This is a genomic window from Mycobacterium sp. E2462, assembly GCF_001672685.1.
Taxonomy (GTDB): Bacteria; Actinomycetota; Actinomycetes; order Mycobacteriales; family Mycobacteriaceae; genus Mycobacterium.
Map to the genome: position 1 here is coordinate 1 of NZ_LZKC01000306.1, position 12,441 is coordinate 12,441.

6 protein-coding genes are annotated in these 12,441 nt (G+C 73.1%); 1 reads left to right on the plus strand and 5 read right to left on the minus strand.

Translation table 11 applies throughout. The annotated features are described in order from the left end of the window. Window positions 1–2,340 (minus strand): YbhN family protein (locus tag A5714_RS15630; RefSeq protein ID WP_369829446.1); only part of this gene is annotated, 2,340 nt, incomplete at its 3' end. 159 nt (window positions 2,341–2,499) lie between these two features. On the opposite strand from A5714_RS15630, the gene A5714_RS15635 reads away from it, so the two are divergent. Then, window positions 2,500–3,438, plus strand: a complete 939-nt coding sequence (locus A5714_RS15635) for a class I SAM-dependent methyltransferase (RefSeq protein WP_068286473.1) — start codon at window positions 2,500–2,502, stop codon at window positions 3,436–3,438. Here the strand turns inward: A5714_RS15635 and A5714_RS15640 are convergent. From A5714_RS15640 to recC, 4 genes are all read right to left on the minus strand, one after another. After that, window positions 3,435–4,169, minus strand: coding sequence for a TVP38/TMEM64 family protein (locus tag A5714_RS15640; protein WP_068286476.1), 735 nt, complete (start codon window positions 4,167–4,169; stop codon window positions 3,435–3,437). The two genes, A5714_RS15635 and A5714_RS15640, sit on opposite strands and share 4 nt — an antisense overlap. A 28-nt stretch (window positions 4,170–4,197) precedes the next feature. Beyond that, window positions 4,198–5,901 carry an exodeoxyribonuclease V subunit alpha gene (gene recD, locus A5714_RS15645; protein WP_068286479.1) on the minus strand — a complete coding sequence of 568 codons (1,704 nt, stop codon included), beginning with the start codon at window positions 5,899–5,901 and terminating at the stop codon, window positions 4,198–4,200. Further along, complete coding sequence (recB, locus tag A5714_RS15650; RefSeq protein WP_068286481.1) at window positions 5,898–9,194, minus strand: exodeoxyribonuclease V subunit beta; 3,297 nt, start codon at window positions 9,192–9,194, stop codon at window positions 5,898–5,900. The genes recD and recB overlap by 4 nt, the downstream gene beginning before the upstream one ends. Beyond that, a partial coding sequence (gene recC / locus A5714_RS15655; RefSeq protein WP_068286484.1) for an exodeoxyribonuclease V subunit gamma occupies window positions 9,195–12,441 on the minus strand: 3,247 nt, incomplete at its 5' end.

The window sequence follows — 12,441 nt, forward strand, 5'->3', positions numbered from 1 at the left end:
CGGAACGACGCTGGGGGCCGCGCTGGCCCTGTGGGCCAGTGTCGAGGCCTTCGGCGGCGGCACCACGTTCGTCGCGGTCACCGTGGTCACGATGGTCGGCGGGACGCTGGCCTCGGCCGCCCCGACGCCGGGTGGGGTCGGGGCGGTCGAGGCGGCGCTGATCGGTGGGCTCGCCGCCTTCGGGGTGCCCGCGACGAACGTGGTGCCGCCGCCGAAGGCCTCGACACTGGCCCACAGGGCCAGCGCGGCCCCCAGCGTCGTTCCGGCGCAACCCAACAGGATCAGCGCCAGCCGCCGGGGTTCGCGGGCGAGCTTGAACAGGTCGCTCGTCACCTCGGTCAGCTTGGGGCGCACCTCGGTCGCCAGCCAGCGCCGCGACTTGGGCACGAACAGCAGCGTCCCGACGATGCCCAGCGCCACGCCGCCGATCAGATAGAGCAGGGTGGCGCTGGGCACGAAGTGTTTGAGGTTCATCGAGGCGCCCGCGACGGCGCTGAACAAGATCAGCAGCCCGAGGTGCACGATCACCTGCACGGCCTGTTGCAGCGCCACCGCGGCGGTGGCCCGCATCGCGGTCAGGCCGCTCTTCTGCAGGTAGCGGGTGGACAGCGCGAGGCCGCCCACGCCGGCCGGCGTGGTGGTCGCGGCGAAGGTGTTGGCGACCTGGACGATCGAAAGCCGCCAGAACTTGACCGTCCCGTCGGTGCAGGCCCACAGCGCGGCGGCGGCCCCCACGTAGGTCAGCGCCGACACCGCCAGGCCTAGCAGCGCCCACCACCAGTTCGCCGTCTTGAGCTGGTTGAAGAACGTCGGCGCCGTGCTGATGAACGGGTACGCGACGTAGCCGAGCGCGCCGAAGAGCACCAGCTGGATGATCTGGCTGCGGGTGAACCGGGTGATGGTCTGGGTCTTGATCTGGTCGGCGCCGGTCTGCCGTTTCACCTCGGCCCGCGTCTCGGAGATGACGCTGCCCGCGTCGGCGATCGACTTCCGGATAGGCCGCGGCACAGCGACTTTGGTGAGACGGCGCGAGGCGGTCAGGACGGTGTCCTTGCCGAACACGTCGATCGCCGCGGCGACCGCCGACTTCGGGTCGTAGACGTCGGACGTCGTCACCAGCAGGTGGGCGATGTCCGATTGCAGCTGGGCCTCGGTGGCGCCGTACTCGGCGCTGTGGAACCCGCCGAACAGCACGGTGTCGTCGTCGACGGTGATCTCGTTGCCGCGCAGGTCGCCGTGGGCCATCTGCTCGCAGTTCAGCGCGTGCAGCGCCTCCCAGGTCCGTCGCACCGGTGGCGGTGTCGCGCAACGGTCCAACGGCACCCCCCGGGGCGGCTCGTGCGCGTAGAGGACCCAGCCGCGGGGCAGGGTCGCGACGGCGATGGTCGACGTGTTGGCCAGCCCGATGCCGCCGATGGCGATCGTCATCAGCGCGCGGTGCTCGACCGCGCGCTGCATGGACGCCAGCAGCGGCGCGGTCTCGGTGTCGCGCAGCCGCAGCTTGCCCCACAGCTGGCGCAGGGTGCCGCCGCTGCGCTGGTGCGGACCGTACAGCTCGACCACGGCGGCCCGCTCGGACCGCTCGCAGCCGGCGTCGAGCACCAGCGGGCCGCGGCCGGCCGGCCGGACCACCGTGAGCCCGGTGACGGCGAACCCGCGCCGACCCATCGCCCGCACCGCGGCGTCCAGCGGCACCTCGAGGGCCGGGGTGCCGACCACGAGGACCACCGACGCGCCGACCACCCACCCGACCGCCAGCCCCACCAACGAGCGGGCCGGCACGATGGCGCTGACCACCAGGTGGATCGGCACGAACGCCAGCAGCAGCGCCCACCACCAGCGCCGCCAGCGCGCCGGCTGCCAGGGCCCCGACACCGTCAGCACCGCCGCCAGCATGCCGATCCAGCGCGGGTCGTCGAGGAACTGCGCCGGCAGCGTGCTGAGCCGGTCCGGGACGTCGAAATGCCAGCGCGGCGCCGCGATGCGCGGGACGCTGATCGAGAGCAGCAGGATGGCGAGCAGCCCCGCGGTCGCGTACGCGCCGAGCAGCTTCCACTGCCGGGCGACGACGAGGCCGATCAAGATCATGAACGGCAGGGCGACGATGGCGAACCCGTAGACCAGGTAGACCAGGTCGCTTTGGGTGGGCGACAGCACCCCCACGATCTGGGACAGCGACCGCTCCAGCGCGATCCACTGCGGCCGGGTGATGACCGAACACGTGATGACCAGCGCCAAAAACAGCAGGGCCGAGAACAGCCGCAGGATGTCGTTGGTGCGCCGGGTGAGGGGTTGCAGCAGGTTGCCGGAAACGCTGACGTGGCGCCCGTCGACTCGCATCGTGTAACGATCCTTCGGATCCGCCGGCGCGGCCGGCCGACCCCGCTCACTGGCTCGCCAACAAGTTAACCGGATGCCCGATCGCGCGACAGCCCGCCCACACCCACCGCGCGTAGGGTCGTATCGGTAGCCGAGCTAGCGAACAGGGAGGGTGGTCGGGTGGCCAGAACCGACAACGACAGCTGGGAAATCACCGAGAGCGTGGGCGCGACGGCGCTCGGCGTGGCGTCGGCCCGGGCCGCGGAGACCCGCAGCGACAACCCGTTGATCAGCGACCCGTTCGCCCAGGTCTTCCTCGACGCCGCCGGTGACGGCGTGTGGAATTGGCATTCGGCGCCCCAGCTGCCCCCGGAGCTGGTCGAGGCCGAGCCCGAGTTGCCGCTGCAGATGCAGTCGATGGTCGACTACATGGCGTCCCGCACGGCGTTTTTCGACCGGTTCTTCACCGACGCCACCGCGGCCGGCATCCAGCAGGCGGTCATCCTGGCGGCCGGCCTGGACGCCCGGTCCTGGCGGCTGCCCTGGCCCGCCGGGACGACCGTGTACGAACTCGACCAGACCCGGGTGCTGGATTTCAAGGCGTCGACGTTGGCGGCCCACGGGGCCGAGCCGGCGTGCCACCGGATCCCCGTGGCGGTGGACCTGCGCCAGGACTGGCCGGCGGCGCTGCGGGAGGCGGGCTTTGACCCGGCGGCGCCCAGCGTGTGGTCGGCCGAGGGTCTGATGCCCTACCTGCCGGCGGCCGCGCAGGACCTGCTGTTCGAGCGCATCAACGAGCTCGCCGCGCCGGGCAGCCGGGTCGCCGTCGAGGCGCTGGGACCGAGCTTTCTGGATCCGGAGAACCGCGCGAAGCGCCGGGCCCGGATGGACCGGGTGCGCGCCCTGCTGGCGAAGGTGGATCCCGACCGTGAGGTTCCGCGGACCGACGACCTGTGGTACTTCGAGGAGCGCGAGGACGTCGGCTCGTGGTTCGCCCGCCACGGCTGGACGGTGACGGTGACGCCGTCCGACGAGCTGATGGCCGGCTACGGGCGCCCCGCTCCCGAGGCCGTGCGCGACGCCGTGCCGGGCAACCTCTTCGTCGCGGCGCAGCGCTAGCGGCCTTCGGTCTCGGGCTCCGGGGTTTCGCTGCGCTGCCGGCGGCGGCCCCGCCAATTGCGGTACCCGCGGTGCGCGGCGAACGCGCCGACGACGGCGGTCGCGCACCACACCGCGATGGCCGAATACGCCAGCGGCGAGGACAGGTGGCCGATCGATGCGCCCAGCGCGGTGTAGGCGAAGCCGCGGGGCACCGAGCCGATGAATGAGCCGATGACCATTTGCCACAACGGAACCCCGAAGGCGCCGAATGCGTAGGAGGCCAGCGCGTCGGAGATTCCGGGGATGAAGCGCTGGCCGACGACCGCCCACAGCCCGCGCCGCTCGATCAGCGCGTCGATCCGGTCGGCGCGCGCGGCGCCCAGCAGCGCCCGCGCGCTGTCCCGGCCGGCGCGGCGGCCGAGGAAGCTGGCGACGACCGCGGTGCCCATCGCCGCGCCCAGCGTCACGAAGACCCCCAGCACCGGCCCGAACAGCACCCCGCTGCCCGCGGCCAGCAGCGACCCGGGCACGAAGACCGCGGCGAGACCGGCCGACACCACGACGTAGACCACCGGCGCCAGCGGCCCGGCCGAGGAGATCGTGCGCTGCACCTCCCCGAGGTCGATCACCCGCGCGATGGCCACCAGGTAGAACATCACCAGCAGAAACCCGGCGAACAGGCAGAGCCGCACGATGTGGCGGCGCCGCGACGCCGGGGGCGCGATGTCCGCGATGTCGTTGTCGTCCATGGTGCGGCCGATTCTTCCGCACCGCGGCTCAGGCGGTGGGTGCGGCGGCCCGCAGCCGCTGCCGCAGCCCGGTGGCCCGCACCGCCCGGCGTTCGATCGCCGCGCGCACCGCCGGCTCGGGGCCCGCCACCCGAACCTTGGTCGTGGCCCGCGTCACCGCCGTGTAGAACAGCTCGCGGGTCAGCAGCCGGGACTCCTCCGACGGCAGCAGCACGGTCACCTCGTCGACCTGGCTGCCCTGGCTTTTGTGAATCGTCATGGCGTGCATGGTTTCCACGTCGCCCAGGCGGCTGGTCGCGAAGTCGAGCGGCCCGGCCGCCCCGGCGATCACGGCGCGCAGCCCCTGCGGCCCCGCCACCGTCACCCCGGTGTCGCCGTTGTAGACCCGCAATCCGTAGTCGTTCGCCGTCACCAGCAGCGGCCGGCCGGCGTACCACTGCGACCAGGCCGCCTGCCCGGTCTCCTCGGCGATCCACTTGTGCACCTGCGTGTTCCACTGGTTTGCGCCGTAGGGTCCCGTGCGGTGCGCGCAGAGCAGCCGGTGTTCGTCGAGCGTGGTCAGGGCCCGTTCTGAGGCACCCAGCAGCGCGGCCGCCCGCAGCCGCAGCGCGTGCGGCACCAGGACGTCGCGCAGCCGGGCGGCCGGGCGGTCGGAGTCGATCCATTCGACGTGCGCGCCGCCGGCGGCCAGCAACTCCAGCGCCCGGTCGGCGTCGCCGACGCGGATCGCGTCGGCCAGCGCGCCGATCGACGTGCCGAACCGGTGCGGCGTGCGCAGCGCGGCGACCCGCACGTCCGGACGCGCGTCCAGGCCGTCCACCAGGTCGGCCAGCACGGCGCCGGCCTCCACGGACGCCAGCTGGTCCGGATCGCCGACCAGGATCAACCGGGCGTCAGGCCGCACCGCCTCCAGCAGCCGGGCCATCATCGTCAGCGACACCATGGAGGTCTCGTCGACCACGATGACGTCGTGCGGCAACCGGTTGGTTCGGTTGTGGCGGAAGCGCGCCGAGGTGTCGGGGCGCGGCCCCAGCAGCCGGTGCAACGTGGTCGCGCGCAGCCCGGTCAGCCGGGCGCGGTCCGCGGCGTCGAGCCGCCCGACACCGGCGGTCACGGCCTCGGCCAACCGCGCCGCCGCCTTGCCCGTCGGTGCGGCCAGCGCGATGCGTGGCCGCGGCCGCCCGGCCCGCTCCGCCCGCTCGGCCAGCAGGGCGAGCAGCCGCGCGACGGTGGTGGTCTTGCCGGTGCCGGGCCCGCCCGTCAGCACCGTCACCGCCTGCGCCACCGCGATTTCGGCGGCCGCCCGCTGCTCCTCGTAACCCGGCGGGAAAAGCCGCTCATACGAGGCTGTGTCGCCGGCGGCCCCCGTCACGGACAGGGCGAGCAGGTCGGTGCAGACCTGGTCCTCCTCGAGCCAGTACCGGTCGAGGTAGCAGAAGTCGCCCAGCAGGCGCAGCACCGGGGGAGTCCCGAGCAGGGGGCTGGCGCGCACGGCGCCCAGCCAGCCATCGGGGTCGGGCCAGGGCAGGTCGGCCACGCCGAGCTGTTCTTCGGCCGCGCGCAGATCCACGCACACCGAACCGCCCCGCAGCGCCCGCACCACCAGCGCGACCGCCAGGGCCACCCGCTCGTCGTCCTCCCGCGCGAGGGCCGTGAGCCGTTGCGCCACATGCAAATCCGCCGCCTCGAAGACCCCGGCGTCGTCGAAGGCCTGCAGCAGGCCCGCCGTCACCGGCCCGCCTCGCCGTCGAGCAGGTCCGACACCGCGGCCGTCAGCGCCGGCGGCGGCTGCCAGCTGAACACCCCGCACGGGTGGCCGTCGCGCACCGGCGTGCCGGCGCCGCACATGCCCCGCAGGAACAGGTAGAGCACGCCGCCCAGGTGGCGGGCCGGGTCGTAGTGCGGCACCCGCCAGCGCAGGAATCGGTGCAGCACGGCGCCGTAGAGGAGCGCCTGCAGCGGGTAGTCGGAGTGCAGCATCGCCTCGACCAGCCGGGGTCGGTCGTAATCGGCTGCGGTCAGCGGTGTTTCGGGGTCACCGAGCCAGTTGGTCTTGTAGTCGACCACCACGTAGCGGTGGTCGGTGCCGTCGGGCACCCGCAACACGGCGTCGATCGACCCCGTCAGGTAGCCGCGCAGCGGTTGGGCGCCCAGCTCATCACCGGCCAGCCGGTCGGCGTACGACGCGAGCGGGTCGTCGCCGGGCAGCCGCTCGCGCAGCAGCGGCGCCAGGTCCGCCAGCCGGATCTCGGGCGCGTCCGCCCGCCGGTCGCCGCCGGCCAGCGGCAGCTCGAAGTCCAACTCGCGCATCCGGTCCGGCAGTGCGATGTCGCGCAGCGTCAGCCCGGCGGCCAGCGGACCCAGCGGCGTGTCGTGCAGGGGCACCAGGGCCGCCGCCAGGTCGGCCGGCGCCACGGCCACCGGCCACCACACCGAGTGCAGGCGGATCTGCGCCTCCAGCTCGGCGGCCAGGTCCGGGGCGGTCGGGTCGGCCGTCTCCAGCACGGCGTGCACCAGCGAGCCGAACTTCGCCCCCGCCGGCAGCCCGGCCATCGGCGAGGGCACGTCCGGGACGGACGCGGCGGTGGCCACCGGGATGTCGCCGGCCTCGTCGTCGAGGTCGCCCACCTCCGGTTCGCTGCTGACCCCGCCGGGCTCGGCCTCCCTGATCAGCCCCGAATACGACGTGCGCCGCCAGGCGGTGTCGATGCCGCGATGAAAGTGCCTGCTGCGCAACCCCGTCGGCACCGCGCGCGCCGGCAACGGTGGGGCGGCGGCGATCACCGACTCCTCGATCACCGGCCCACCCGCCGCTTCCCACGCGCGCAGCCGGGCCAGCGCGTCGTCGTCGGAGATCTTCGCGGGCTCGCAGCGGTCGGGCACCAGCGCCTCGCCGGGCCGGCGGCCACGCAGCAGCCGCGACAGCCCGCCGTTGGGCTCGGAGTACGCCGGCGACCACCACGCCACCACCTGGGACTGCGCGCGGGTCAACGCGACGTAGGTCAGCCGGCTGTCATCGCTGGCATCCTCCTTGCGGCCCAGGCGCTCGACGGTTCTGAAGTCCGGGCTGTCCGTGCCGCCGACGTGCAGGCAGCGGACGCCGTCGTCGTGAAACAGCACCACGTCGCGGTCCTGGGCGTTGCGATTGAACGCGAACGGCAGGTACACGACGGGGTATTGCAGGCCCTTGCTGACGAACACGGTCATGATCTGCACGGCCGCGGCGTCGCTGTCCAGGCGGCGGTTGCGTTCGGGCGCGCCGCTGCGCTCGTCGCGCTGCGCGCGCAGCCAGTCCCGCAGCGCGGGCAGGCTGTAGTGCTCGCGGTGCGCGACGTCTTGCAGCAGCTCGGTGAGGTGGGCCAGGTCGGTCATGTGCCGCTCGCCACCGCGCCAGGACAGCACCCGGTTGCCCATGCCCCGCAGCTGCGCGGCCTCGAAGATGGCCGCCACCCCGCGGTCGCGGGCGTGACCGGCCCACTCGCGCAACGTTTCTGCGACCCGGTCCGTCAGGGCGTCCCCGCCCGCCGCCAGGGTTTCGGCGGTCTCACCGAAGAACATGGTGGCGGCGGCGGCGCGCACCATGCCGGGCCGGTGCGGCTGGTCGAACGCCTCAAGAAGGCACAGCCAGTCCTCCGCGGCCTCCGAGGCGAACACGTCGGTGTTGCCCGTATAGACGGCGGGAACCCCCGCGTCACACAACGCCTGGAAGCACGCGGCGGCGTCCCGGTGCTTCTCCACGATGACGGCGATGTCGCGCGCCTGCAGCGGTGCGCCGCCGAACGTCGCGCCGCTGGCCAGCAGCGCGCGGATGTCAGCGGCCAGGTCGGCGCCGATGTGCGCCCGCAACTCGTCGATCGGTAGGTTAGCGATACCCTTGCGGCCCAACGTCTTTCGTGCCACCACGCGTAACCGGAACGGGTCGTTGCGCGGTGCGCCGGCGAGCCGGTGCCCGCGGTGCTGCGCGGCGACCTCGTTGACGACGATCGCGGGGTCGCCGAGCTGGGCGCCGCGCAGCACCACCTGCAGCCGCTCGACGAGCGCGGAGTCGCTGCGCCAGTTGGTGTTCAGGGTTCGTTTCTCGCCCGCCGTCGCGGCCGCCCGCAGGTAGGTGACGATGTCCCCGCCGCGAAACGCATAGATCGCCTGCTTCGGGTCGCCGATCAGCACGACGGTGGAGCGCCCGCTGAAGGCGCGGTCGATCACCTGCCATTGCACGGGGTCGGTGTCCTGGAACTCGTCGACCATGACGATCGGCCAACGCCGGTGCATGCGCACCCGCGCCGGTGCATCCTCGGTGGCCAGCGCGTCCGCCAACCGGATCAACAGGTCGTCGTAGCTCAGCACGCCACGCTGGCGCTTACGCGAATCCAATTCGGCCAGAACGTCATTGGCGAACCCGACGCAGACCGCGGCGCGCGACCCCGGGGGTGGGTCGAGGGGACGCAGCTGCGTCGACGGGTTGCGGACGACCTCGCGCGCCAGCCGCAGCGCGTCGCGGTACAGCAGCACCGGATCGTTGCGCTCCTGCCCAAAGTGGGCCAGGTACAGGTCGTCGACGATTTCGGACACCATCTCGTCGAGGCTCTCCAGCAGGGTCATGTTCGCCGCGGTGTCCCCGGCCACCCCCAGCGATTTCAACACCAGCTGGCAGAACTGGTGCGTGGTGGCGATCGTGGCCGCGTCGAAGCCGGCCAGCGCGTCGCGCAGCCGTTGCTCGCGCAGGGCACGCTCGGCGGCGCTGCCCTCGATCAGCTGCGCCACCAACGCGTTGTCCCCGACGGCCGCCGGATCGCCGAAAGCCCGTACCGCGTCCACCATCTGACACCGCACGCGTTCGCGCAGCTCCTGGCTGGCGGCGCGGCCGAACGTGATCAGCAGCATCTGGTCCAGCGTCGCGGCGCCCTCGGCGACATAGCGGGTCACCAGCCCGGCAAGCGCGAACGTCTTGCCGGTGCCCGCGCTGGCCTCCAGCACGGTGGTCGACCGTTCGGCGGGCAGCGCGCCGAGCAGGTTGAACGGTTCCATCTACGCAGGCTTCCGCTCGGCGCGCAGCATCGGCAGCCACACCCGGGCGGCGTATGCGCCCAACCGGGTGTCCTCGCCGTCACATTCCTCGCCCGGCCGCACCGGCTGCAGCAGGTCGTCCAGCGGGGCGCGGTGCCCCCAGGCGCGCACGTGCGCCGGCGCCTCGTCCTCCCCGGGGAACCGGTCGCTCGACTTCCAGCGATACCGCGCCTGCGCCGCCGGGTCCTCGCCCCCGTGCCGGGCGGCCGCCCACGCGTACGACGTCTTGATGGGCAGCGGGATCGGCTCGCGGCGCCCGGCGTCGTAGATCGCGATCAGCTCACGCAGCACCGCGGCGGCGGCGTCGTCGAGTGGTGGCCCCAACCCCTCCACCCGCACGGCGCTGCCCCGTTTCATCCGGCCGATGCACACCGCCGACCAGTCCCGGCCGGGGTGGTGAGCGAGCAACGCCAGCAACGGGATCCACGATTCCAGCAGGTGCTTGCCGTCCAGCCGGCTATAGGTCACCGAGACCAACCGCTCGCCGTAGACCGCCGACACTGTGCCGGTCAGTCGCCGACCCGCGCCGAGCTCGACGTCGACGTCGTAGGCTCGCGCGTCCGCCCGGCGGTGCCGGCGCGCCTCCTGCGCCAGCAGGGCGGCCTGGTCGCGCAGCTCGGTCACCTTGCGCCAGCCCAGCTGGCCGGGCGGCAACGTCCCGCGGCGCCATTCGGCCTGCCGGGCGTCGTCGGGGGTCATCCCGCGCAGCATGTCGCCGAGCATCCGGTCGCCGACGGTCCACTCCTCGAGGCTGTTGATGTCGACGGGCATGGCGTCCTGCACGCCGTCGACGTCGCGGGGCAAGGTGTATTCCAGCGCGCGGAAGAAGCCCTTCACCGGGTCCCGGAAGAACGCGACGAGGTCGGCGAGGTTGACGTCCTCGTCGCGCGGGGCCGGCAGCGGCCCGGTGATGAAGGCGGGCCGCTCGGCCTGCTCGCCGGTGGTGGCGCGCGCCGCCCGCAGCACCGTGGGATCGAAACTGAACGGCACCCGCGGCACCAGCTCGCCGGGCATCACGTTGCGAATGTCGAAGGGCTGCAATGGGTGCACGACGACGATGCGGTCGCGCACCGCCCGCTGCGTGGTCGCGTCCAGGGCGTCGAGGAGCTCGGCCAGCGGCACCGCGGGCGGGCGTGCCTGGCCCGAGTACTCATTGGCGCCGGTGTAGGTGATGACCAGCTTGTCGGTCGCCGCGCCGATCGCGTCGAGCAGCAGTTGCCGGTCCTCCGAACGGATGTCGCGTTCCCCGGTCACCGGATGGCGGGCCAGCACGTCGTCGCCGTCGACGACACCCAGGCGGGGGAACAGGCCGTCGTCGAGGCCCACCAGGCACACGATGCGGTGTGGCACCGAGCGCATCGGCACCATGGTGCACACCGTCAGGGTGCCGGTGCGGAAGTTGGCTCGGGTGGGACGCCCCGCGAGGTGCCGGTTGAGCAGCGCGCGGACGTCGGGCAACCGCAGCGTGGTGCCCGCCCGCGTCCCGGCGTCGTCGAGCACCTTGGCGAACTCGCGCTGCATCTGGCTGGTCTGCCACTCGTCGGCGTCCGGCACCCGTGTCAGCGCGGTGACGCCGTCGGCGAGGGCGGTCAGCCAGTCGGTGAGCGGCTGTGCGCCGGACAGCGCGTCGGCCGTGCGGTGCAGCCGGGCGACGAATTCGGCGAGTTGGCCGGCTAATTGGACGCGGTTACTGCTGACGTCGTCGAGCGGCAGCGTCGCGTCCAGCCAGGCGTTCGAGTCGTCGGACATGGCGACCCCCGCCAGTATCCGGTCGAGCCCGAACCGCCACGTGTTGTGCACGAAGTCAACGTGGTAGGGGCGGCGGTGTTCGGTGTCGAAGCCCCAGCGGATGTTGGCCTGACGCACCCAGCGGGTGATCGCCTCCAAATCGTCGTCGGTGAACCCGAATTGGGCCCGCACCGCCGGCACCTGCGCCAGGTCGAGCACCTCGCTGGCGGTGGCCCGGCCGGCCGCCAGGGTCAGCAACTGCGCGGCCACCCCCAGCAGCGGGTTGGTTTGGATCAGCGAGCGGTCCGCGAGCCGGACCCGCAGCCGGTGGGCGGGGTGCGCGCCGTGGACCACGTCACCGAGACCGAAGTCGGCGACGATCAGCGGCGCGTAGGTCTCGATGTCGGGGCACATCACCAGGATGTCGCGCGGCTCCAGCGTGGGGTCGTCCTGCAGCAGGCCAAGCAGCACCTCGCGCAGCACGTCGACCTGGCGGGCGGGCCCGTGGCAGTTGTGGATCTGCACCGAGCGGTCGTCGTCGGGCAGCGTGCGGCCTTGGGGGCGAACGGCGTTCGCGGCGATGTCGGACTGCAGCCAGCCCAGCAGGGTGGCGGGGTGGGCGGCGCCGGCAAGGTGTTCGTCGGTCTGCGGATCGGCCGGCAGGGCGCGCTGCAGCTCGCGCAGGTCGCGGCCCAGTGTCGCCAGCAGCGGGTGACGCACCGCGCGGTGGCTGGTGTCGTCGCGCCGGGAAACCGCCCCGTGCGTCCCGGCCAGTGCCCGCCACAGGCGGTCGCTGGGGTGCGGTAACCACAGGTGTAGCTCGTGGTGGGCGGCCAACGCGTCGAGGAGCTCGACATCGGTGCACGCCAGCCGGGTGTGACCGAACAACGACAAGCGTTGCGGCAGTTGGCTTTTGGATGCCCTGAGTCGTTCGACGGTGTGCTGGTGCCGGACGTGGGGCGGGTCGGCGCGCACCCGCGCGGCCAGCGCCCGCCACAGCTCGGGCTGCCACCGCAGGTCGTCGTCGACGCCGCCGGTGCGCCCGTGCAACCAGTCGACCAGCAGCTGCGGGCGTTGCCGCGCGTAGGAGGCGAACAACCCGGCCAGCCGGCGCGCCACCTCGTAGCGCCGGCCCCGGCGCAGCTCGGCCTCCGCGCCGGCGTGGAAGTGCCCGACGTGCGCGGCCAGCGTGCGGCACCAGGGCTCGTCCAGCGAGCAGTCGATCGCCTCCAGCAGCGGCCACGCCAGCGCGTCCGGCGCCCACGGATCGTCCTCGGCGGTGCCGGTGATCTCGGCGATCAGCGAACCGGGACTGCGGAACAGCACCCCCGCGCACACCCCGTCGTCGCCGCGCGCCCGGCCCAGCCGGTGGGAGAGTCGCTGACTGAGCCAACGCTCGACGCCGCGGGCGGGCACCACCACCAGGTCCTCGGCGAACGGGTCGGCCGGTGGATTGGCCAGCAGGGCGGCCAGGCCGTCG